Origin of the sequence: Streptomyces sp. NPDC048643 (assembly GCF_040650615.1) — a bacterium.
Lineage (GTDB): Bacteria > Actinomycetota > Actinomycetes > Streptomycetales > Streptomycetaceae > Streptomyces.
The window spans coordinates 225909-247840 of sequence record NZ_JBEZHO010000003.1 but is presented as its reverse complement, the minus strand read 5'-3'; the positions used below and the strand labels follow the sequence as shown (position 1 = coordinate 247840).

At 69.6% G+C, this 21932-nt stretch carries 21 protein-coding genes and 1 tRNA gene; 2 read left to right on the top strand and 20 right to left on the bottom strand.

Annotation, left to right across the window (positions count from 1 at the left end; all coding sequences use genetic code 11):
• Positions 1-2 precede the first annotated feature (2 nt).
• From prfA to AB0C62_RS04860, 11 genes are all read right to left on the bottom strand, one after another.
• Positions 3-1079, bottom strand: coding sequence for a peptide chain release factor 1 (prfA, locus tag AB0C62_RS04910; protein WP_362969643.1), 1077 nt, complete (start codon positions 1077-1079; stop codon positions 3-5).
• Positions 1080-1243: 164 nt separating this feature from the next.
• Positions 1244-1465 (bottom strand): 50S ribosomal protein L31, encoded by a 222-nt coding sequence (gene rpmE / locus AB0C62_RS04905; protein WP_362969642.1) that lies wholly within the window; start codon positions 1463-1465, stop codon positions 1244-1246.
• A gap of 203 nt (positions 1466-1668) precedes the next feature.
• Entirely contained in the window at positions 1669-2808 is a 1140-nt protein-coding gene (locus AB0C62_RS04900) for an LCP family protein (RefSeq protein WP_362969641.1), read from the bottom strand.
• 210 nt (positions 2809-3018) lie between these two features.
• On the bottom strand, positions 3019-4827 hold the full coding sequence (locus AB0C62_RS04895; protein WP_362969640.1) for a trypsin-like serine protease: 1809 nt from the start codon (positions 4825-4827) through the stop codon (positions 3019-3021).
• Between the two features lie 158 nt (positions 4828-4985).
• Positions 4986-7061: a transcription termination factor Rho gene (rho, locus tag AB0C62_RS04890; RefSeq protein WP_362969639.1), complete on the bottom strand. Its 2076-nt coding sequence runs from the start codon at positions 7059-7061 to the stop codon at positions 4986-4988.
• 388 nt (positions 7062-7449) lie between these two features.
• The gene (gene thrB / locus AB0C62_RS04885) at positions 7450-8379 is read right to left on the bottom strand and encodes a homoserine kinase (RefSeq protein WP_362969638.1); all 930 of its coding nucleotides are present in this window, start codon (positions 8377-8379) and stop codon (positions 7450-7452) included.
• A 396-nt stretch (positions 8380-8775) separates the two neighbouring features.
• Entirely contained in the window at positions 8776-9834 is a 1059-nt protein-coding gene (gene thrC, locus AB0C62_RS04880) for a threonine synthase (RefSeq protein WP_362969637.1), read from the bottom strand.
• Between the two features lie 6 nt (positions 9835-9840).
• Entirely contained in the window at positions 9841-11133 is a 1293-nt protein-coding gene (locus AB0C62_RS04875; protein WP_081219435.1) for a homoserine dehydrogenase, read from the bottom strand.
• Between the two features lie 143 nt (positions 11134-11276).
• Positions 11277-12668, bottom strand: a complete 1392-nt coding sequence (gene lysA / locus AB0C62_RS04870; protein WP_362969636.1) for a diaminopimelate decarboxylase — start codon at positions 12666-12668, stop codon at positions 11277-11279.
• 19 nt (positions 12669-12687) lie between these two features.
• The gene (nrtL, locus tag AB0C62_RS04865) at positions 12688-13719 is read right to left on the bottom strand and encodes an ArgS-related anticodon-binding protein NrtL (RefSeq protein ID WP_362969635.1); all 1032 of its coding nucleotides are present in this window, start codon (positions 13717-13719) and stop codon (positions 12688-12690) included.
• Positions 13720-14138: 419 nt separating this feature from the next.
• Positions 14139-14651 carry a response regulator gene (locus AB0C62_RS04860; protein ID WP_362969634.1) on the bottom strand — a complete coding sequence of 171 codons (513 nt, stop codon included), beginning with the start codon at positions 14649-14651 and terminating at the stop codon, positions 14139-14141.
• A 151-nt stretch (positions 14652-14802) separates the two neighbouring features.
• Here AB0C62_RS04860 and AB0C62_RS04855 point away from each other — a divergent pair.
• Together AB0C62_RS04855 and AB0C62_RS04850 are read left to right on the top strand one after the other, a co-directional pair.
• Positions 14803-14874 (top strand) — tRNA-Arg (locus AB0C62_RS04855).
• 273 nt (positions 14875-15147) lie between these two features.
• Positions 15148-15801, top strand: a complete 654-nt coding sequence (locus tag AB0C62_RS04850) for a hypothetical protein (RefSeq protein ID WP_362969633.1) — start codon at positions 15148-15150, stop codon at positions 15799-15801.
• Positions 15802-15866: 65 nt separating this feature from the next.
• On the opposite strand, the gene AB0C62_RS04845 is transcribed toward AB0C62_RS04850, so the two are convergent.
• The 9 genes from AB0C62_RS04845 to AB0C62_RS04805 form a co-directional block, all read right to left on the bottom strand.
• Entirely contained in the window at positions 15867-17240 is a 1374-nt protein-coding gene (locus AB0C62_RS04845) for a site-specific integrase (RefSeq protein ID WP_362969632.1), read from the bottom strand.
• Positions 17237-17407, bottom strand: coding sequence for a helix-turn-helix domain-containing protein (locus AB0C62_RS04840; RefSeq protein ID WP_328458111.1), 171 nt, complete (start codon positions 17405-17407; stop codon positions 17237-17239). The genes AB0C62_RS04845 and AB0C62_RS04840 overlap by 4 nt, the downstream gene beginning before the upstream one ends.
• Before the next feature lie 20 nt (positions 17408-17427).
• Positions 17428-18717: a replication initiator gene (locus tag AB0C62_RS04835; RefSeq protein WP_362969722.1), complete on the bottom strand. Its 1290-nt coding sequence runs from the start codon at positions 18715-18717 to the stop codon at positions 17428-17430.
• 153 nt (positions 18718-18870) lie between these two features.
• Complete coding sequence (locus AB0C62_RS04830) at positions 18871-19080, bottom strand: SpdD protein (protein WP_362969721.1); 210 nt, start codon at positions 19078-19080, stop codon at positions 18871-18873.
• A gap of 100 nt (positions 19081-19180) precedes the next feature.
• Positions 19181-19375 (bottom strand): hypothetical protein, encoded by a 195-nt coding sequence (locus tag AB0C62_RS04825; protein ID WP_328448207.1) that lies wholly within the window; start codon positions 19373-19375, stop codon positions 19181-19183.
• A 10-nt stretch (positions 19376-19385) separates the two neighbouring features.
• Positions 19386-19577, bottom strand: coding sequence for a mobile element transfer protein (locus tag AB0C62_RS04820; RefSeq protein WP_362969631.1), 192 nt, complete (start codon positions 19575-19577; stop codon positions 19386-19388).
• On the bottom strand, positions 19577-19777 hold the full coding sequence (locus AB0C62_RS04815; protein WP_362969630.1) for a hypothetical protein: 201 nt from the start codon (positions 19775-19777) through the stop codon (positions 19577-19579). Before AB0C62_RS04815 ends, AB0C62_RS04820 begins: the two co-directional genes overlap by 1 nt.
• A 20-nt stretch (positions 19778-19797) precedes the next feature.
• Entirely contained in the window at positions 19798-20478 is a 681-nt protein-coding gene (locus AB0C62_RS04810; protein WP_362969629.1) for a DUF2637 domain-containing protein, read from the bottom strand.
• A 78-nt stretch (positions 20479-20556) separates the two neighbouring features.
• Positions 20557-21930, bottom strand: a complete 1374-nt coding sequence (locus tag AB0C62_RS04805; protein ID WP_362969628.1) for an FtsK/SpoIIIE domain-containing protein — start codon at positions 21928-21930, stop codon at positions 20557-20559.
• Between the last annotated feature and the right edge of the window lie 2 nt (positions 21931-21932).

Here is a 21932-nt window from a genome sequence, read left to right as displayed (position 1 = left end):
GCTTACGCGGCGGCGAGCTTGGCTGCCGAGTCCGCGTCGACGCAGGCCTGGATCATCGCGTCGAGGTCGCCGTCCAGGACCTGGTCCAAGTTGTACGCCTTGAAGCCGACGCGGTGGTCCGAGATGCGATTCTCCGGGAAGTTGTACGTACGGATCTTCTCGGAGCGGTCGACGGTGCGGACCTGGCTGCGGCGGACGTCCGCGGCCTCCCGTTCCGCTTCTTCCTGGGCCGCCGCGAGGAGCCTGGAGCGCAGGATACGCATCGCCTGCTCCTTGTTCTGCAGCTGGCTCTTCTCGTTCTGGCAGGAAGCGACGACTCCGGTGGGAATGTGCGTGATGCGCACGGCGGAGTCGGTGGTGTTGACGGACTGGCCGCCGGGACCGGAGGAGCGGTAGACGTCGATCCGCAGGTCGTTCGCGTGGATCTCGACGTCGACCTCCTCGGCCTCGGGCGTGACGAGCACGCCGGCGGCGGAGGTGTGGATGCGGCCCTGCGACTCGGTGGAGGGCACGCGCTGCACGCGGTGCACGCCGCCCTCGTACTTGAGGCGGGCCCAGACGCCCTGGCCGGGCTCGGTGGCACCCTGGCCGCCCTTGGTCTTCACGGCGACCTGGACGTCCTTGTAGCCGCCGAGCTCGGACTCGGTGGAGTCGATGATCTCGGTCTTCCAGCCGATGCGCTCGGCGTAGCGCAGGTACATGCGCAGGAGGTCACCGGCGAACAGGGCGGACTCGTCGCCGCCGGCGCCCGCCTTGATCTCCAGGATGACGTCCTTGTCGTCGCTCGGGTCGCGCGGGACCAGCAGCAGGCGGAGCTTCTCGGTGAGCTCCTCGCGCTGCTTCTCCAGGTCCTTGACCTCGGCGGCGAAGTCGGGGTCGGCGGCGGCGAACTCCTTCGCCGTGCCGATGTCGTCCCCGGTCTGCTTCCAGGAGCGGTACGTCGCGACGATCGGGGTCAGCTCGGCGTAGCGCTTGTTGAGCTTGCGCGCGTTGGCCTGGTCGGCGTGGACCGACGGGTCAGCGAGCTTCTTCTCCAGATCGGCGTGCTCACCGATCAGTTCCTCGACCGCCTCGAACATCTCCGGCTCCAATGGACTGTCCCCGTCATGGGCTCGGGGACGTGGGGTACGGCATGGGGCCCCTGTTTCCGGCGTGGCCGGAACCCGGGGAAAGGGCTGCACCGCAAAGCGCCGGTCCCGGCGCCCCCGTGCCGGGGACGCCGAAGACCGGCGCTGTGGGCTCGCTACTTGTTGGCAGCGGCAGCCTTGCCGAAGCGGGCCTCGAAGCGGGCCACGCGGCCACCGGTGTCGAGGATCTTCTGCTTGCCCGTGTAGAACGGGTGGCACTCGGAGCAGACCTCGGCACGGATGGTGCCGGAGTCGATGGTGCTCCGGGTGGTGAACGACGCGCCACAGGTGCAGCTGACCTGCGTCTCGACGTACTCGGGGTGGGTGTCGCGCTTCAAGGTGTCTCCTAGTTTCGGGAGGGCTCCGGGTCGCCGCCGCGGGATGCGGGTGCGTGAACCGGGGCCGACGTACCAGTCTGCCAGCACTGGCCGTATCCCCCAAAACCGGGGGACGCGATGATCTATTCCCCGGGCGCCCGCGAGCGGGCCCCGTGCGCGCGTGACCAGGGGCGGGCCGGGGCCGGACGGCGTCCCGTGCGGGGTCAGCCGGAGCTGACGACGCCCTTCGCGGAGCCGGTGGCGGTGCCCTCGGTGGCCGACTTCGGGATCGGCTGGTCGTTCTTGAGCGCCTTCCAGACCTGCGCCGCCTTGTCCTTGTCGACCAGGACGCGGTTGGCGTCGGCGCTGTCGTACTGGACCGGCATCGTCACCATGTTCATGTGCGACGAGCTGATGCCCTTGAGGCCGTTGGCGAAGGACGCGAGGTCGGTGACCGAACCGATGTCCGAGTCGGTGGTGACCGTCTTGGTGGCGGTGTCGGCCAGCTCGTAGAGCTTCTTCGGGCTGGACAGCACGCCGAGGTGCTTGACCTGGTTGACCAGGGCCTTGATGAACGCCTGCTGGAGCTGGATGCGGCCGAGGTCGGAGCCGTCGCCGACGCCGTGCCGGGTGCGCACCAGACCGAGCGCCTGCTCGCCGTCGAGGGTGTGCGTGCCGGCCGTCAGCCTGAGGTGGCTGTCGGGGTCCTTGATGCTCTTGGTCGTGGTGACCTTGACGCCGCCGAGGTCGTCGATGAGCTTCTGGAAGCCGGTGAAGTCGACCTCGACGTAGTGGTCCATGCGGATGCCGGTGACGGACTCGACGGTCTTCACCGCGCAGGTGGCGCCGCCGGTGGAGTAGGCGGAGTTGAACATCACGCCGGAGGCCGCGTCGTGGGCGGTGCCCTGGGCGTCGGTGCAGGACGGCCGGTCGACCAGGGTGTCGCGCGGGATGGAGACCACGCTGGCCTTCTTGTGGCCCTTGTACACGTGGATGATCATCGCGGTGTCGGAGCGGGCGCTGCCGTCGTCGGTGCCGCCGCCCAGCTTCTTGTTGCCGCCGGCGCGGGTGTCCGAGCCGAGGACCAGGATGTTCTCGGAGCCGTTGTCGACCTTCGTGGGCCGGTCACTGCCGAGCGCCTGGTTGATGTCGACGCTCTTGATGTTGCCGTTGAGCTTGAAGTACAGGTAGCCGGCTCCAGTGCCGCCGAGCACCACGATGCCCGCGGCGCTCCAGGCCGTGATGAGCAGCGCCTTGCTCCGTGTGCTGCGCGCCTTGCGGCGGCGGCCCTTCGTGCCCCGGCGCGGGGCGCTCTTGCCCGGTTCTCCCGGTATCTCGGGCTCCGGTGTGCTCTCGGCAGGCATGTGCTCCTCAGTCCCTTTGCGGTCGGTTACCCCCTGCTTTCAGGGCCAGGCCCATCTGGTCGTGACGAGGCGTACCGCTCCATGGTCACTCCGTACGGTCAGACGGGGAAACTCGGGAAAGGGTTGCACAACGCTCTGTGCCCATAATGTGGCTCGATGGGCACAGAGCGTCACCGGGGAGATCGGGCCGAAACCCGCTCACCTGCGATTTCAGCCGAAGATGTCGTACTGATCGAAACCGGTACCGAGCGAGACCCTTGTGGCAAAGATCTCGCTGGTGGCCTTTCCGGTCCCCGGGTACAGGTAGAGCGTGCCGCCGGAGGTGCGGGCCAGGAAGTCGGCCTTGCCGTCGCCGGTCACGTCACCGACGGCGTCGAAGGCGTTGTAGCTGCTCCAGGTGCGCACCTTGATGCGGCTGGAGAAGGCGCCGCTGCCGGTCTTGCCGGTCCCCTTGTAGAGGTAGACGTACGAGCCGGACTTGCTGCGCGCGATCAGGTCGGCCTTGCCGTCGCCGGTGAAGTCCCCATGTCCGCGTACGGAGTTGTACTGGCTCCAGCCGGTTCCGACCTCGACCCGCGAGGAGAAGGTGCCGTTGCCCTTGCCGGGGTACTCCCACAGCTTTCCGGCGGAGTCGACGGAGAGGATGTCGGGCAGGCCGTCGCCGGTGAGGTCGCCGGGCGCGATGACGCGCAGGCGGGTCCCCCAGCTGCTGAAGACCTTGTCCGTGGACGACTTGCCGGTCGCCGGCAGGAAGTGGGACCAGTAGACGTCGCCGGAGGCGCTGTCGCGGACCACGAGATCCTGGTAGCCGTCCCGGTTCAGGTCGGTCTGGAGCACGACGTTGACGCCGTCCCAGTCGCCCCAGGACACGCGCGTGGCGAGCGAGGTGCCCTTGGAGTCCTTCTGGTAGCCCTTTTTGCTGGAGGCGCTGCGCAGCCACAGGTCGGCCTTGCTGTCGCCGCTGAGGTTGGTGTCCTCGACGTGCGGCCAGGCGGCGCCGACGTAGGTGCTGACCTTCGAGAAGACGCTGTACGCGCCCTTCGCGACGCAGTCCTTGACGCCCCAGGAGACGACGCCCACGATGCGGCTGTTGACGATCAGCGGACCGCCGGAGTCGCCGTTGCAGGCCGTGGTGGTGCCGGCGTCCTTGCCCGTCGCCTTGGTGCCCGCGCAGACCATGTGGCCCGCGACGAACTCGCTGCCGTAGGCGCTCTTGCAGGTGGTGTCCGAGTTGATCGGCAGCGTGGCCGTCTTCAGCGTCTCGGAGATGTCCTGCGTGGTGGAGGTGGTGCGGCCCCAGCCGTAGAGCGTCGCCTTGGTGCCGGAGGCGTAGGAGGCGGTGTCGCCGGACGTCGTCATGCGGATCGGCTTGGCGGTGACGGGGGTGTCCAGCGTCAGCACCGCGATGTCGTTGTTGATCGCCGTCGGGCTGTACGACGGGTGGTTCCACTGGCGCGCGACGCCCGTCACAACGCCGTTGGTCTCGCCGGTCTCGCTGAGAAGCTGGGCAGTGCCCGTGATGACGAATCCGTGAGCCTGCCAGTTGTAGCTCTTGCCGTTCTCGTCCTTGACGCAGTGCGCGGCGGTGAGGATCTTCGTCGGCGACACGACGGAACCGCCGCAGAAGAAGCCGAGGTCGTCGTCCTTGCTGCTGGTGCCCTTGTCGTCGATGTACCAGAGTTGTGCCATCCACGGGGCCGTGGCGATCGTGGTCGTGGTACCGCCGATGATCTTCGGGTCGATCGCGGTGGTGCCGGCGCTCAGGGAGGTCTTGCCGGGCCTTGGGGCCGTCCTGTCGGCGGCAGCGACGGCGTCTGCGACACGCTGCTTCAGGACGGCCTGGGACGGCCCGGAGACTGCCGCGGCGGCAGGGCGCACGGTCGGTGTGGGCGGCGTCGAGCTGGGCGCGGCGTTCGCGGACGACATCAGGAGCGCGCCCGCGACGGCGGCGGCGAGGCCGGCTGAGGCGACCGGGACGGCTATCCGTATGCGGCGTCTGTGACGACCGCCTCCAGACATGGGTGTGTCCACTCAAGTCCCCCCTCAGAGTCAAGAGTTCAGATCTGCTTCAGCAGACGTTCAAGGGCGCGATCGTACAGGTGTCCCCATCAGCACAAAGGGCCGCCCCCGTCACTCGCGTGACGGGGGCGGCCCTGGTGCTACTGGCCCGGAGGACCTCAGTCGTTGCCGTTGCCCGGCGACGGCGTGGTCTTCTGGATCTGGAGCAGGAACTCGGCGTTCGACTTCGTCTGCTTCATCTTGTCGAGCAGCAGCTCGATCGCCTGCTGCTGGTCGAGCGCGTGGAGCACGCGGCGCAGCTTCCAGGTGATGGCGAGCTCGTCGCTGCCGAGCAGGATCTCTTCCTTACGGGTACCGGACGCGTCGACGTCCACCGCGGGGAAGATGCGCTTGTCGGCGAGCTTGCGGTCGAGCTTGAGCTCGGCGTTGCCGGTGCCCTTGAACTCCTCGAAGATGACCTCGTCCATGCGCGAGCCGGTGTCGACGAGCGCGGTGGCCAGGATCGTCAGCGAACCGCCGTCCTCGATGTTGCGCGCCGCACCGAAGAAGCGCTTCGGCGGGTAGAGCGCGGTCGAGTCGACACCACCGGACAGGATGCGGCCGGAGGCCGGGGCGGCGAGGTTGTACGCACGGCCCAGACGGGTGATCGAGTCGAGCAGTACGACGACGTCGTGGCCCAGCTCCACCAGACGCTTGGCACGCTCGATGGCGAGCTCGGCGACCGTGGTGTGGTCCTCGGCGGGACGGTCGAAGGTCGAGGAGATGACCTCGCCCTTCACCGACCGCTGCATGTCGGTGACCTCTTCCGGACGCTCGTCGACCAAGACGACCATCAGGTGGCACTCGGGGTTGTTGACGGTGATCGCGTTGGCGATCGCCTGCAGGATCATGGTCTTGCCGGTCTTCGGCGGGGCCACGATCAGACCGCGCTGTCCCTTGCCGATCGGCGCGACGAGGTCGATGATCCGCGTCGTCAGCACGCCCGGGTCCGTCTCCAGGCGGAGGCGGTCCTGCGGGTACAGCGGGGTCAGCTTGTTGAACTCCGGGCGCCCGCGGCCGGATTCGGCCGCCATGCCGTTCGCGGAGTCGAGGCGGACCAGCGCGTTGAACTTCTCGCGGCGCTCGCCGTCCTTCGGCTGACGGACGGCACCGGTGACGTGGTCACCCTTGCGCAGACCGTTCTTGCGGACCTGGGCGAGGGAGACGTACACGTCGTTGGGGCCGGGCAGGTAGCCCGACGTCCGGATGAACGCGTAGTTGTCGAGGATGTCGAGGATGCCCGCGACGGGGATCAGCACGTCGTCGTCGGCGACCTGCGGCTCGGCGATCTCGTCGCGTCCACGACGCCCACGGCGGTCGCGGTAGCGTCCGCGCCGGCCGCGGCGTCCGCCCTCGAAGTCGTCGTCGTCCTGCGGGCCGTTGTCACGCGGGCCGTTGTCACGCGGCTGCTGGCGGTCCTGACGGTCCTGCCGGTCCTGACGGCCGCCGCCCTGCTGCTGACGGTCACGGTCCTGGCGCTCCTGGCGCTGTCCGCCGCCCTGCTGCTGACGGTCCTGCCCGCCCTGGCCACTCTGCTGCTCGTCACCCTTGCCACCGCGGCGGTCGCGGTCACGGCCGCCCCGGTCGCGGTCACGGCGGTCACGGCGCTCGCGACGACCCTCGGCGCCGTCGGCGTCGACCTGGGTCTGCGTGTCGCCCTTCGCCTCGGCGACGACCGTCTCGGGGCTGCCCGCCTCGGCGGTGGCACGGCGACGGCGGCGCTCGGCGGGGGCGTCGTCGCCCGCACGCTCGGTGTCGCCCGAACGGGCGGGGCCGCCGGCCGGCTGGCCGGGAATCTCGATCTGCTGCTGGGCCACGGCCTTCTCGGCGGCGACCTTCTCTGCCTTCTTCTCGGCCGGAGCGTCGGCCTCGTCACCCGTACGCGCCTTCGAGGTGGCGCGACGCTTCGGCTTGGTCTCGGTGGCCGCGTCGGCGGATGCCGCCTTGGCCGGAGCACCGCCTCCCGCCTGCGCCTCCTTGATGACCTCGATCAACTGGCTCTTGCGCATGCGCGCCGTGCCCTTGATCCCGAGGCCGGATGCGACCTGCTGCAGCTCGGCCAGCACCATGCCGTCGAGGCCGGTACCGCGGCGTCGCCTGGAGCCGGCACCGGTGGCAGGCGCGGAGGCGTCCGTGGCGGGCGCGGCAGCGGTCTCCTCGACACGTGCGCCCATCAGATCGGTGGTGTCGCTCACGAAGGGTCCTTCCCTGGAGCGGACGTCGGCCTGTCTGGCTCGGCGACCGGTTGTGCTGTCCGGCTTTGGTCCTTGCTGTGTGGACCGTGCCGGGGCGGTGGTCCGCCAAAGCGGCGGAAGACATATCTGGTGATGACGATTTCCGGGCCGAGGCACTGAATTGCGGTGTCATCGGCATGGTCACGCCGGTTCCGGAGCGTGCTCAGCACTGCTCAGCGCATAGCACCCAATGCAAGGCACAAAGCAGTTTGGGAGGCTCCCGGAAGAATGGGTGTCCCGGACGGGGACGCGAAGCACCTCGCCATGGTGGGGTCGGGTGCAGACTTGAGGTTAACACTACCGGATCCAACAAACATTCCCCCTCTCGAAATCCGGCAACCGTGCGTCGTCAACCGACGCCGACAGGTGCGAGCGGCAGTACGCACGCCCCCTGCGCGTCGAGGTCCAATCGGTTCGCCGCCCACGCCTGACCTGCGAGATCAGCGACCTTGTCGGCCGAGGCGCGGTCCGCGAGAGCGAGCACCGTGGGGCCTGCTCCGGAGATCACCGCGGGAATGCCGTCGGCGCGCAGACGGTCCACGAGCGCCGCGCTCTCGGGCATCGCGGGGGCCCGGTAATCCTGGTGCAGCCGGTCCTCGGTCGCGGGCAGCAGCAATTCGGGACGTCGCGTCAGTGCCTCGACGAGCAGTGCGGCACGGCCCGCGTTCGCGGCGGCGTCGACATGCGGCACGGTGCGCGGCAGCAGACCCCGCGCGGTCTCCGTGAGCACGGGCTTTCCCGGTACGAAAACCACCGGAACGATGGAATCGGCGGGCTCCATCCTGATCGCCCGGGCGGCGCCCGACTCCATCCAGGAGAGCGTGAAACCGCCGAGCAGACACGCCGCGACGTTGTCGGGGTGTCCCTCGATCTCGGTCGCGAGCTCGAGGAGCGCGGTGTCGTCGAGCCGGGTCTCCCCGCCTATCGTCACCGCGCGGGCGGCGACGATGCCGGCGCAGATGGCGGCGGAGGAGGAGCCCAGACCGCGGCCGTGCGGGATGCGGTTGGCGCAGACGATCTCCAGACCGCGCGGCTGACCGCCCAGCAGGTCGAAGGCGGTGCGCAGGGAACGCACGAGGAGATGACTCTCGTCGCGCGGCAGCGTCTCACTGCCCTCACCTGCGATGTCGATGTGCAACCCGGAGTCGGCCACCCGGACGACCACGTCGTCGTAGAGCCCCAGTGACAGGCCGAAGGCGTCGAAGCCCGGGCCGAGGTTGGCACTGGTGGCGGGGACGCGCACCCGGACGGCGGCGGCGCGGAACGCTGGACCGGCCATCGCTCGATGACTCTCCTTGAGCTGCGTGATGTACGAGGTTTTCGATGAACTGCGAAAGGAACTGCGGCAGACGGGCACGAGGACCCGGAGGCCGCAGGGACGTCACGGCGCCGCGGCATATGCGGCGGGCGGGTTCGGTACAGCCTATCGAAGGAAGGTTCTGTGGCGACATAGGGCGCACGGGAGGCGCACGATGCGTGTCGTAAGCCCCCTGTGCACCCCCCGTCGAGTCACCGTGGGAACGGCCCTCGAAGCGGCCGGATTTCATCGGCTTCTGACGCTTTTCCGCCTGCTTCCCCCGAGGGCCACACCCCGTCGGGCGTGGTGGGCGGGGCCGTCAGGCCCCACCTGGCGGGTTTACGCCTGGCGGCTTTACGCCAGACGAGATCGCCCGCGTTAGGCCAGACCGAGCCGCTCCGCCGCCGTCGCCGCGTCCACGGGGACGGTGACCGGCTGCGGAGCACCCGCGACCGCCCAGTCGGGGTCCTTCAGACCGTTGCCCGTGACGGTGCAGACGATGCGCTGGCCCGGGTCGACCTTGCCCTGCTCGGCCGCCTTCAGCAGGCCGGCGACGGACGCGGCCGACGCCGGCTCGACGAAGACACCCTCCTGAGCGGCCAACAGCCGGTAGGCGCGGAGGATCTCACGGTCCGTCACCTCGTCGATGAGACCACCCGACTCGTCCCGCGCGGCGAGCGCGAACTTCCACGAGGCCGGGTTGCCGATCCGGATCGCGGTGGCGATCGTCGACGGGTCCTTGACGACCTCGCCGCGCACGATGGGCGCGGAGCCGGACGCCTGGAACCCCCACATGCGCGGGGTGCGCCGGGCGATGCCGTCCGTGGCGTACTCGGTGTACCCCTTCCAGTACGCGGTGATGTTGCCCGCGTTGCCCACCGGAAGGACGTGGATGTCGGGCGCGTCGCCGAGCATGTCCACGATCTCGAAGGCAGCCGTCTTCTGGCCCTCGATACGCACCGGGTTCACCGAATTGACCAGCGCCACCGGGTAGTTGTCGGACAGCGAGCGGGCCAGCGTCAGACAGTCGTCGAAGTTGCCGTCGACCTGGAGGATCTTGGCGCCGTGCACGAGGGCCTGGCCCATCTTGCCGAGCGCGATCTTGCCCTGCGGCACGAGGACGGCACAGACCATCCCGGCGCGCACGGCGTAGGCGGCGGCGCTCGCCGACGTGTTGCCGGTGGAGGCGCAGATGACCGCCTTCGCGCCCTCCTCCTTCGCCCGCGTGATCGCCATGGTCATCCCGCGGTCCTTGAAGGACCCGGTCGGGTTAGCACCCTCCACCTTCAGGTGGACCTCGCAGCCGGTGCGCTCGGAGAGCACCTGCGCGGGCACGAGCGGCGTACCCCCCTCGCGGAGCGACACGACCGCCGTGCTGTCGGATACCGGCAGCCGGTCCCGGTACTCCTCGATGATTCCGCGCCACTGGTGGGTCATTGCTGGTTACTCTCCTTCAACCCGCATGATGCTGGCGACGCCCCGCACGGTGTCGAGGCCGCGCAACGCCTCGACGGTCCCGTCGAGGGACGCGTCGGACGCACGATGGGTGACGACGACGAGGGAGGCCTCGCCGTCCTTGCCGGACTGGCGCACGGTGTCGATGGACACCCCGTGCTCGGCGAAGACGGTGGCCACCTGGGCGAGGACACCCGGCTTGTCGGCCACGTCCAGGCTGATGTGGTAGCGCGTCACGACCTCGCCCATGGGCGAGACGGGCAGCTGGGTGTACGCCGAGTCGCCGGGCCCGGTCGCACCGCCGAGCCGGTTGCGGCAGACGGCCACCAGGTCGCCGAGGACCGCGGAGGCCGTCGGGGCACCGCCCGCGCCCGGCCCGTAGAACATCAGCTGGCCGGCGGCCTCGGCCTCGACGAACACGGCGTTGTACGCGCCGCGCACGGAGGCGAGCGGGTGGGTCAGCGGGATCATCGCGGGATGCACGCGTGCCGTGACGGACCCGCCGTCGGCGGCCCGCTCGCAGATGGCGAGCAGCTTGATGGTGCAGCCCATCCCCCGCGCCGAGGCGAAGTCGGAGGCGGTGACCTCCGTCATGCCCTCGCGGTAGACGTCGTCGAGGCGCACGCGCGTGTGGAAGGCGATCCCGGCGAGGATGGCGGCCTTGGCGGCGGCGTCGAAGCCCTCGACGTCGGCGGTCGGGTCGGCCTCGGCATACCCGAGGGCGGTGGCCTCGTCGAGGGCCTCCTGGTAGCCGGCCCCGGTCGAGTCCATCTTGTCGAGGATGAAGTTGGTCGTGCCGTTGACGATGCCCATCACGCGGTTGATCTTGTCGCCGGCGAGGGACTCGCGCAGCGGGCGGATCAGCGGGATGGCACCGGCGACGGCGGCCTCGTAGTAGAGGTCCCGGCCGTTCTCCTCCGCGGCCGCGTGCAGCGCCGCGCCGTCCTGGGCGAGCAGCGCCTTGTTCGCGGAGACGACGGAGGCGCCGTGCTCGAACGCGGTGGTGATGAGCGCCCGGGCGGGCTCGATACCGCCGATGACCTCGACGACCACGTCGATGTCACCCCGTTTGACGAGGGCGGTCGCGTCCGTGGTGACCAGCGCGGGGTCGATGCCCTCGCGCACCTTGGACGGGCGGCGGACGGCCACACCCGCCAGCTCGACGGGGGCACCGATCCGGGCGGCGAGATCGTCGGCGTGCGTCGTCATGATGCGCGCCACCTCTGAGCCGACAACCCCGCAGCCCAGCAGCGCCACCTTCAGCGGACGCGTACGCATCATCCGACCTCGTTTCCTCATACCGTCTTCGGTTGGACCAGTCTCACTCACCGGACGGGAGTTTCTACCCTTCGTCCGGATCGTGAGACGTCTATTTCATTTTTCTGGTAGGTGGTGACAGGAGATCTTCCACCCGGTTCATCCGGTCAGCCGACGTCGAGACGCAGCAGGTCGTCCTCCGTCTCGCGGCGCACGATCACCCGCGCCGCGCCGTCCTTCACGGCGACGACCGGCGGGCGCAGCGCGTGGTTGTAGTTGCTAGCCATCGACCGGCAGTACGCACCGGTCGCGGGCACCGCGATGAGGTCGCCCGGCGCCAGGTCGGCGGGCAGGAACGCGTCCTTCACGACGATGTCGCCGCTCTCGCAGTGCTTGCCGACGACCCGCGCGAGCATCGGCTCGGCGTCCGAGGTGCGCGAGACGAGCGCGACGCTGTACTCGGCGTCGTAGAGCGCGGTCCGGATGTTGTCGGACATGCCGCCGTCGACGGAGACGTACGTCCGCAGCCCTTCGAGCGGCTTGATCGTCCCGACCTCGTACAGCGTGAACGCGGTCGGCCCCACGATGGCCCGCCCGGGCTCGACAGAAATACGCGGAGTGCTGAGCCGCGCCGCCTCACACTCCCGGGTGACGATCTCACCGAGCGCCTTGGCGATCTCGTGCGGCTCCCGGGGGTCGTCGTCACTGGTGTACGCGATGCCGAGACCGCCGCCGAGGTCGATCTCGGGCAGCTCCACCCCGTGCTCGTCGCGGACGGCGGCCAGCAGTCCGACGACCCGCCGCGCGGCGACCTCGAAGCCGGCCATGTCGAAGATCTGCGACCCGATGTGCGAGTGGATCCCGACGAGTTCGAGACCGTCGAGCGTCAGCGCCCGCCGCACCGCCTCGGCCGCCTGACCGTCGGCGAGCGCGATGCCGAACTTCTGGTCCTCGTGCGCGGTGGCGATGAACTCGTGCGTGTGCGCCTCGACGCCGACGGTGACCCGGATCTGCACCCGCTGCCGCCTGCCCAGCGACTGCGCGATGTGCGCGACCCGGACGATCTCCTGGAAGGAGTCGAGCACGATCCGCCCGACACCGGCCTCGACGGCCGCGTGGATCTCCGCGGTCGACTTGTTGTTGCCGTGGAAGGCGATGCGGTCGGCGGGCATCCCGGCGGACAGCGCGGTCGCCAGCTCGCCCCCGGAGCACACGTCCAGGTTGAGCCCCTCCTCGTGCAGCCACCGCACGACGGCACGCGACAGGAAGGCCTTGCCCGCGTAGAACACGTCGGCGTCCTGCCCGAACGCGGTACGCCACGCCCGCGCCCGCTCCCGGAAGTCCGCCTCGTCGACGAAGTACGCCGGCGTGCCGAACTCCTCCGCCAGCGCGGTGACTTCGAGCCCGCCGACGGTCACGACCCCGTCGTCCGTACGACGGACGGTGTGCGACCACACCTTCGGGTCGAGGACGTTGAGGTCGGCCGGCGGGGCGCTGTAGTGCCCCTCGGTGAAGACGTCGGCGTGACGGGGCCCGGCGGGGTGTGCGGAACGGCTCATGTCGGTAGGGCTTTCTGCTTCAGAGATATTCGGGTGCGCTGATGCCGAGCAGGGACAGGCCACCGGCCAGCACCGTCCCGGCGGCTTCGGCGAGCGCCAGCCGGGCGCGGTGGGCGGCCGAGGGTTTCTCGTCCCCGAGCGGCAGCACGAGGTGCTGGAACAGCAGAAGACCGTCGGCGACCCCGACAAGGTGCCGGGCCACCCGGTCGGGCGCCCGGTGCGTCGCGGCGAGCCGGAGGGCGTGGGGGTACTCGGCGAGGGCGGAGAGGAGGTCGACTCCTTCGCGCGCCGAGCCACCGAGAACGCCGAACGGGCCACCACCCCCGCGAACCTCGTCCCCGGGCGGCACGTCACCGCCCACGCGGGCGCTGAAGCCGAGGGCGGCGGCGTTGCGGCGGAGAGCACGGCTGCGGGCGTGGGCGTAACGCACCCGGAAGAGGGGGTTGCTCTCGCGCTGGAGAAGGTGATCGGCGCTGATCCGAGGCCGGTCGCGGGACGCGGGGTACAGCAGCGCCCAACGGGCGGCGTCGGCACCGAGCGGGGCGGGATCCTCCGGTGCGGGCACGGGCCGCAGGTTCACCGGCTCGGCGTGCCCCACCTCGGCCCGTCCACCCTGGGTGGCGACGATCCGTACGAGGGTGTCGGCGACGACCTCGGCACGGGTGTCATAGGGGACACGCAGCTCGACGACCTGCCCGGCGAGGGCGTCGCCGAACCCGTGCCGGGCGCCCTGCGTCAGCACCTCGTCCACCAGAGCGGCGGCGGCTCCACCCCCGAGGGTGATGTTGAGGAAGCCGGGCCCGGTGACGGTCACGCCGGCGACACCGGGATCGGCACCGATGTGCGGCCGCAGGATCTCGGCGACTTCGAGCGCCGACAGACCGGCGGGCCCCGCGAGCCGCAGAGCGACGTTCGTCGCGTAGTCCCCGCATCCGCCGGGCCCGGGCGGACCCACCCGCACACTGACCGGCACGGAAACGCTCAGCTCCCCCACGTCGACAGCACGACGCACCGCGCGCAGCACGGTACGGGAGAGCTCGACGGGGGTCACGGGACAAGCCTAGGGGAGAAGGGGGGTGAGGATGCGACCCGGTTTGGGGGATCGTCCGGGATGTGGACGGGGGCTGTAGCGGGACGCGAGGGGGCAGGCACGGGCCCGGTTCTCCATTGGCGCGGCGACGGCTAAGGGGAGCGAGAAGGAGAAGGAGTAAGGAGAAGGAGGGAAACGGGCGAGGGCGCGATGAGGAGGGGACTTACCGAGGGGGTCATGGAGGGACTCATGGGGACGCCCCGAGTTTGAGATTGCGGGCGTGAACTCGTCGACGCTCGTCGAGTGCAACGCGCAGGAGGTCATCGGGATGGGCCTACTCCCCGACCTGAACCTTCCACCGCACCGCACCGCACCGCACCGCGCTGCCCTGAGCCGGGTGCATACGGATACCGAGGCCGGGGCTATCGGTATCCGGGCCGTCAGTGCCCTGTCCGGCCGGCGCGCTCGGCACGTTCGACGTCTTCGCCGGTGACGCCACCGAGCCCGTCGGCGTCACCGCCGGCCGCCTGCCCCCGCTCCACCAACTGCTTGACGAGCCGCACGAGTTCGGAGGGCTCGAACGGCTTGGCGAGGAAGGCGTCGACCCCGACATCGAGGCCACTCTCGACCTCGTACCGGGTACAGGCGCTGACGATGGCGAGCGGGAGGTTCCGCGTACGGGGGTCGGCGCGGAGGCGGGCGGCGGTGCGCAGTCCGTCGAGGCGGGGCATCACGACGTCGAGGGTAACGACATCGGGCCGAACCTGGTGGACGACGTCCAGACATTCGGCACCGTCAGCGGCGGTCACGACCTCGAGACCCTCCAGTTCGAGGTTGACCCTGATCAGCTGCCGGATGACCTTGTTGTCGTCCACAACAAGCACCCGGCCGGACGCGCCTGGCACACCTCGAGAGTAGGTCCGGGCGAGCCGCCGCGTCCGGGTTTTCCCCACTTCCACCCCGTGCGGTCCCGACCACCCTCCGCGAGCGACGCCCCTCCCCCCACGCCGGGCGACGCGACCCGGCCGACCCCCAAAACCGGTGGCGATCACCCCGGAAAGAGCTGGTAGGGTTCTACCCGTCGCCGCACAAAGCGCCCGACACGCCCCCGTAGCTCAGGGGATAGAGCAACGGCCTCCGGAGCCGTGTGCGCAGGTTCGAATCCTGCCGGGGGCACCCCTTATGAGGTGCCCAAAGACCCCGTCACCAGCGGAAACGCTGAGGCCGGGGTCTTCGCGTATGTGCAGCCAGAGCCGCCGTATGTCGGGGTCTGTGGACGAGGCGTGGACGGGATCTTGGGGCATTCCCGCAGGTGATGAGACTCATTGGAGCCAAGCGGGCCCACTCCTCGTTATCGTCGTCCCGGTCTTGGACTGTGCCGCGGGTGGGGAGCCTGAGCGTTGCTGGGGACCGTCGTGCCGTCTTCAGCCGCTGCCCGCGGCCGGATGAATGGACGAGTTGGGGGATCTCGTGGATGTGACCACGCTTGCCGTCGCGCTCATCGGCGTCGGAGGAACGCTGGGCGGAACTCTGGGTGGGGCAGTACTCAGCCAGCGCGTCACCCGGGAGCAGAACCAGCGCGCCGATCGTGAACGGGAGGAGGACCGCCACGACCGAGCGCAGGAAGCCAGACGGGATCTCTATGCCCGTCTGAACACCACGGCTCGCGCTTATCGGGTCGCTGCCCGAGACTCCGTCCGTGCAGCCGAGCGCGGTGAAAGCATCGATCCAGCAGTCCTCGACACCGCCAAGGACGCTTGGTTGGAGCAATACTCTTCGGCGCAGATGGCGCTGCCGAAGGATGTTCACGAGGTTGCCTCGACCCTCAACAGGGCGCTCGGAGTCGGATATTCCGTCGTCAAGCAGCTGCCGAGCAGTCCTGACCCAGACGGGTCGTACAACCGCGCCAAAGCTTGGTTCAGCGGCCCAATGTCCGACTGGGTGTATCTGCTGCGGGTCATTCTGCGCCATGACCTCGGCGTCGAGGTCCAGCCCGACTTCGAACGCACTCGCACGCAGATGCTCGCCGCGCTCGATGGCGAGCGGAGGAGTCTTGAACGCCTGCTCGCATCCGAACAGGCCAGGGGCACCCCGCCCGCTTGACGGGCCAGGGAAACGACGAGACCCCTGGGCATTACGCCAGGGGCCTCGGACGGGGTCGGATGCCGTCACTCGTACTCGCGAAGCAGATCCTCGATACGCCGGTTGGCGACGTCTTGCCGTCCGTCGAGGCACTTCGCGTAGCGGGTCAGCAGGACCTCGACGCTGTTGCCGGCTCGCTCGGCCACCTCGGTGGGATCGACGCCCGCGTTGAGCCATGTGGACAGCGCCGAGTGCCGCAGGTCGTACGGCCGACTCGCGAGCGGCGAGGAGGCCACAGCCGACGGGAGCGCGAGGAGACGGGCCTCCTGCCACACGCGGTAGTAGGTCGAGGACGGGACTACCGAGCCCTTTTCGCTGAAGAAGAGTCGCCCGTCGTCCGCGGTGCCGAAGGTCGCCAGGTGTTCCCGGAGTGCGGCGACGAGGTGGGGCGGGATAGGCACCCGCCTGACGTCCTCAACGGGTCGGTTCTTCAGACCGCGGTCGTCGTGGGTCTCCCCCGAGTCGGTCCACTGCTTGCCGACCGACGGACGGGTCCGGTGGAGCAGCGCCGATCCCCAGCCCTGTTCGGGAAGTTTCAGGTCCGTCTCGACAAGGCCGACCGCTTCAGCCGGCCGGATACCGCCGAAGTACATCGCAGCAAAGAGACCCACGAGGCGCCGACCGCGGGCCCGCCGGTAGCCGCCCACGTAGGAGACGGCCGCCAGGAGATTCCGAGCCTGCTCGGGGTTCGCGACAACGCGAGGGTCGACCTGGTTGGAGACCTTCGGTTTCTGCCAGCGGACGGCCGTGATCGGGTTTTCGCGCAGTTCCCCCAGGTCGACGGCATAGTTGGCAGCGTTGACGAGGGTCCGCCGCTTCCGCCGCACGGTTTCGGCCGCCGCGGCCGTGCCCTCGAGCTTGAGCTTCAGTGAGTCCAGCACCGCACGCGCCGTAGCCGGTTCGGCGAGATCGGCGAGCGGTCGCGACGCCTTCGACACCCAGTGGAGGACGTTGCGCACATCGTCCGGGACGTCTCGGTCGTCGGGCCCCGGCAGGACGAAAGCCCAGTTGCGCAGCGCCTTACGGATGGCTTGGTCGGACGGCCGTCCAGCCCGCTCGTCGAGGAGCTCCACAGTCACGCTGGTAAGCGATTCGTTGATGCCGTCGCGCGTATTGGGAGCGGCGTGCGGCCATTTCATGGCGAGGTACCGGAGGGCGAAGTCGTACCAGGACACAGCCGACTTCTTCGGTTCCATCGAGTCCGGAAGCCCGGACGCCTGGTCGAATTCCTCGCCGTCGCGCATCGCCCGCATCAGCTTCGAGCGGTAGTGATCGGCGAGTGCCTTCGTTCGGAACGAGTCGGAGAAGACGTTGCCCGCCACGGACCACCGAACGCCGTACGAGGGCGTCTTCGTATCACGCTTCCGAACGGCCCAGACCTTCACGTCGAGAGACTTCACGCCGCGGCCTCCAGATCTCGCAGCCACGTGGAGAAGTCACTCCGCCACACCCGGAGCTCCCCGTTGGGCAGCTTGAATGCGGCTGGCCCATGCCCCAGCTCACGCCAGCGGTAGAACGTCCGGCGAGAGACCCCACCCAACTCGTCCAAGACCTGGCGCACGGTCATCAGTTCGTCGCGCCGCGAGTTCACGTCGGTTCTCCTTCCGTACCGAGAGCGGGTTCGAGCGAGGCAGAAAGCCAGGCTTCTGCGGCGGACAGACCGGTTCCGGCGAAGACCCAATGCGAAAGAACGAGAGTCGTATCCGGCTCGTCCTCGCTGGTCGCGGAGGCTTGGGCACGGCGCCACTCGGCGCGAGCGTCACGGAGGGCGCCGAGGGTGGTCGAGTAGCGGCGGGACTTGGTGGAGAAGTGGCCGCGGAAGCCCAGCATGTGAGCCCAAGCCCGAAGCCGGAGATCCTCTAACTCCTTGCGAGCGCCGAGAGTCCAGGCCGTCCGGATGAGCTGGCGGGCGTGGTCGCTGATGTCGAGCTGGGCCAGTTCGGCGAGGAACTTGAGTGGGCGGTCGAGAGCTCCCGTGGCTGTCTCCGCGCCCTTGGTGGCGTATTTCGCGATGTACGAAGCCACCGCCCGCTCGGTCAGCTCCTGCCCACCGTCGAAATCGGCGGAGCGAATCGCGCGTACGTCGATTTGCCTGCCGAAGGCGAACGCGTGCGAGCGCCCGTCGATGACGGGGCCATCGACACGAGATCGGGCAGCAGCGGCGCCGATCGCGTCAGTGAGCAGCTCGGCAGTAGCCCAGACCGGAGGCGGGGTGTCGCCACCCTCGGGACCGTCGATGCGGATGACTGCGTGGAAGTGGACGGCACCGCGCTTCTGGTACTCGGCGACCTTGGCGAAGGAGACCCGGGCGAAGTCCGCGAAGTCCCTCTGGGTGAGGCCGGCCCGCTTGGCCATCTCTCGGCGGAGGTAGATGGAAAAGCGTCGCCAGAGCATCCCGGCGTGCGCGTTCCAGAGGACGGCAGCTTCGTAGTCGTACGTCGCTGGGTCCAGGGGCGTGCCGAGCAGTTCGGCGTCGGTCTCATGGAGGAGTCCACAGCGGCAGGCTCGGACGGTGCCGCGTCGGTCTGTGGGTCGGTTGTGGACGGGGCCGAAACTGGGAGCGGTGAAGGTGGCGAACACCTTCGGGTGGCGGGTGACGGTGGCGGGAGTGCCTTTGCCGCCTCGCAGTCCGGCGGTGATCAGGTGGAAGGTGTCCCGGCGGTAGGTCTCCGCGCAGGCCGGGCAGCGGGTCGCGCGGCGGTTGTTGCAGCGTACGAGGAGGTTGCCTGCCGGGAGTGAGGCCGAGTCGAGGCGGTGGAGAACCCGGCCGATCTCGCCGGTACGTGTGTCGACCGCGTGCTCGACGCGGTGGCCGTCCAGACGCACAGGCTGTGTACAACCACCGATGTCGCGGAGTTGTTTGACGAGGGTGGGTATGCCACCCAGGGAGACGAGCGCGCCCAGTTCTTTGACTGGGGGCGGAACGCGTCCGGTAGTAATGGGAGCTGTCCTTTCGGTTTCGGTCGGGAGGTCCGCGCCTGCCGGGGCGGCGGGATGCTTGGCGGTATCGAGGCCGCCCCGGCAGGCTGGTCAGCGCTTGTGGGCGCTGTTGAGCAGGGAGCGCAGCACCAGGGCCGCGATGGAGACGGAGACTGCCGTGATGGCGACCGTGGCCAGGAGTGCGGTCAGCACGATGCCGACGACGAGGACCGCCGCAACGGCACCCGCCCCACGGCTGACGAACGGCGCGATCGGGCGGCTGGTGGACTCCATCGGGGCGTGAGCGCAGGAGCAGGTCACCGGAGCGCGGTGGTGCTCGGCAGGGGCGGCCGGCCTGTGGGCGATCGGTAGCGGAGCCGCATCGGGCATCTTCGGGCAGAGCAGCATGGTGTTTCTCCTTTCAGTGATGGGTGCCGTCGACGACGTCGACCCCGGAGCGGGTGCCGGACTCGATGGCCGGGGCGAGGAAGGTCTGAGAGAGCAGGAAGCCGAACAGGGCGATCACGACGGCCACCCACATGCGGACGCCGAGGAACTTGATCGCGGCCCAGGCGATGACGCCGAGGACGAAGACGAGAGGCAGGCTGACGGTCACGGTGATCTCCTCAGCGGGCCGAGCAGCCGTGGGTGCGGGCCGCCAGCTCGGCGGCGGCGCGGCTGTCGTAGTCGGTCGAGAAGCCGCAGCGCGGAGCCGTGCAGGCGGCGGTGTGCTTCTCCCGGCCGCGGCCGTCGTAGTAGGTGGCGACCTGGACGGGGCCGATACGGACGACCCGGCGGAAGCGGGGGTTGGCGGGCATCAGGGCAGCTCCTTCGAGTTCTGGTGGTTCTCGCCGGTGAAGTCGGCGACGTGGTCGAGCAGCCACCGCCTGATCTCCTCGCCCTCGATGTCGTCGGCGATGAGGATCACGGGTTCGGCGATGAGCATTGCTTCGGTGAGTCGGTTCTGGCGGGTCAGCTCGGCGGCGCGGTTGAGCGCACGGAGCGTGGACGGACGCATGGGCGGAAGTTCTCCTGGGTTCAGGTGAGTTGAGCGGCAATGGCTTCGGCGAGCTGGGCTGGGACGCCGAGGCGGGCTCGCAGGGTGTCGGTGTCGATGGGCGCGCCCGTCCGGGTGTGGTGCTCGGCAGCCACCTTTCGGGCGTGGTCGACGAGCGCGGTCGGGAGCCGATCTGTCGGTGGAACGGCAAGCGCGGGACGCGAAGCAGGTACAGCGGGCCGGGACGCAGGCGCGGACGCAGGGAGTGATCCCTGTTGCGCCGCTTCGTTCGTCGTCTCGTCGTGCTCTTCACGCGGGTCCGGGGCCGGATCGGCGGGTCCGTGCGCGAGCAGCGTGCCGCCGAGGAAGGCGACCGCCGGCCAACCGGCCACGACGATGCGGAGCGAGGCAGGAACGTGGTCGAGGTCGAGGAGCCCGGCCGTCGCGACGTTGGCGCCGAGGCTGGCGGTGAGCGCGACCAGGAACCAGCACCACCCGGCCGCCTTGGACTCCCCCGTCCGCAGCCGCCTCCAGGCCGCCACCAACAGCAGATCGACGCTGATCGGGTAGGCCCACGCCTTCCAGCCGTCCTGTCCCGCTGCGACGGCCAGATCGTGAAGGTGGGCGAAGGACAACGCGGCAGCAATGACCGCTTGAACGAGTACGGCGTCCACGCGGACCGGAAGGGCACGCGGTGTGGAGCGCTCGGCCACGCTGATCACGTCCTCTCGTTCGGTTTCGGGGATGGCGGGGGTAGGGACTTGGCGCGAGACGGTCGCGCCGACCGGTGGGTTGGTGGGTCAGCCGGTAGCCGGGTGCGGGTTCGTCACGGCGCTCGGGGCGACCGCGGGCGAAGCCGAGACGTGCGGCCGGAACGGCTTCAGGGCCGGTACATCGGGGGCGAGCTCGGCAGTCTCGCGGCAGATCGCCGCAGCGTCGCCGAGGGACAGGTGCGGAGTGCGCATGCGTCCCCAGCCGCCGGACGTGTCGCCGGACACGGCCAGGCCCGGACGTTCAGCGGGAATGGTGGCAGCGACGCCCCCCGCTTCGGGGGCGATGTCGCCAAGGGCCATCTTGGCCGAGGCCTCGTCGTTGACGCGGTGGCAGACGCGTCCGGTGAGTTGAGCGCGGAGCATGGTCGCGCCCTTGCCCAGCTCCGCACCGAAACGCTGGCCGCAGATCTCCAGGTAGATGCCCGCGGCCCGTCCGAGTTGGGCGAGTCGGATCAGCTGGGTCACCATCTCGTCGCGCCGCTCCTCGTCCTTGCGGCTTGCCACGAGGAAGAGTTCGGCCACCTCGTCGACGAACAGCACGATGGGCGGCGGCCGTTCGTCGTCCGGCAGGCCCCACACTTCAGAGGTGATCTCCTCGTCGGGCGTGCCGGGCGCGATACCTTGGCGTGCCTTGATCAGGTCGTAGCGGTCCTCCATTTCCTGGACGAGGACGGGCAGCAGCTCGGCAGCTTCATCGGAGTCGGTGGCCAACGCCGACAGTCGCGGAGCGAAGGGCGCCAGCTCGACCCCTCGCTTGCAGTCGATGCCGACCAGGGCAACCGGTTGAGCGGCCAGCCCCGTCAGCAGATTGCGGAGGAACATCGACTTCCCCGACAGGGTGGCACCGAGGACGAGTTCATGAGGAACGGCCCGGTAGTCGCGGACGAACACAGTCGCGTCCTCCCGCAGAGCCACCGGCACGGCGAGGAGGTCGTGCCCCGCGCTGCGAGGCATCTTCACCTTGCGCAGCACGTCGAAGCCGATCAACCGCAGCTCGACCACGCCCGGCTTGATCTCGCGAACGTGGACCGCGTGAACGCCCCAGGCGTGCCGCAGCCGCTCACACGAGGCAGCCACGTCCGCCGGCTCCTGGCCGGGAGCGAGCCGAAGCCGGACCCGCAGCCCCGTGGAGGTGAAACGAATCAGCCCTCGGCGCGGAGGAACCGGCCGAACCTCGCGGCGGGTGGTGGCCCGCACCGCCAGGGCCCGCAGACGAGACGGCTGAACCGTCAGCCCGCACGCGTCCATGGTCGAGCTGTACGAGCCGACCAGTCGGGCCACCGATGAGGGCAGCCCGACCGTGGCCCAGTAGATCGCCGGATGCGCCTTCCGGGCGTAGATCGCCCCGCCTAATAAGGCGAGGGGTCCGCCCAGCTCGGCCATGGTCATCAGCTCGGACACGA

What these genes read in the sequence shown, in the direction of transcription:
- prfA (WP_362969643.1), bottom strand. Translation starts at nt 1,079, where the DNA reads ATGTTCGAGGCGGTCGAGGAACTGATCGGTGAGCACGCCGATCTGGAG.
- AB0C62_RS04900 (WP_362969641.1), bottom strand. Translation starts at nt 2,808, where the DNA reads ATGCCTGCCGAGAGCACACCGGAGCCCGAGATACCGGGAGAACCGGGC.
- AB0C62_RS04895 (WP_362969640.1), bottom strand. Translation starts at nt 4,827, where the DNA reads ATGTCTGGAGGCGGTCGTCACAGACGCCGCATACGGATAGCCGTCCCG.
- thrB (WP_362969638.1), bottom strand. Translation starts at nt 8,379, where the DNA reads ATGGCCGGTCCAGCGTTCCGCGCCGCCGCCGTCCGGGTGCGCGTCCCC.
- thrC (WP_362969637.1), bottom strand. Translation starts at nt 9,834, where the DNA reads ATGACCCACCAGTGGCGCGGAATCATCGAGGAGTACCGGGACCGGCTG.
- AB0C62_RS04875 (WP_081219435.1), bottom strand. Translation starts at nt 11,133, where the DNA reads ATGATGCGTACGCGTCCGCTGAAGGTGGCGCTGCTGGGCTGCGGGGTT.
- lysA (WP_362969636.1), bottom strand. Translation starts at nt 12,668, where the DNA reads ATGAGCCGTTCCGCACACCCCGCCGGGCCCCGTCACGCCGACGTCTTC.
- AB0C62_RS04850 (WP_362969633.1), top strand. Translation starts at nt 15,148, where the DNA reads ATGGACGAGTTGGGGGATCTCGTGGATGTGACCACGCTTGCCGTCGCG.
- AB0C62_RS04840 (WP_328458111.1), bottom strand. Translation starts at nt 17,407, where the DNA reads ATGACCGTGCGCCAGGTCTTGGACGAGTTGGGTGGGGTCTCTCGCCGG.
- AB0C62_RS04820 (WP_362969631.1), bottom strand. Translation starts at nt 19,577, where the DNA reads ATGCCCGCCAACCCCCGCTTCCGCCGGGTCGTCCGTATCGGCCCCGTC.
- AB0C62_RS04815 (WP_362969630.1), bottom strand. Translation starts at nt 19,777, where the DNA reads ATGCGTCCGTCCACGCTCCGTGCGCTCAACCGCGCCGCCGAGCTGACC.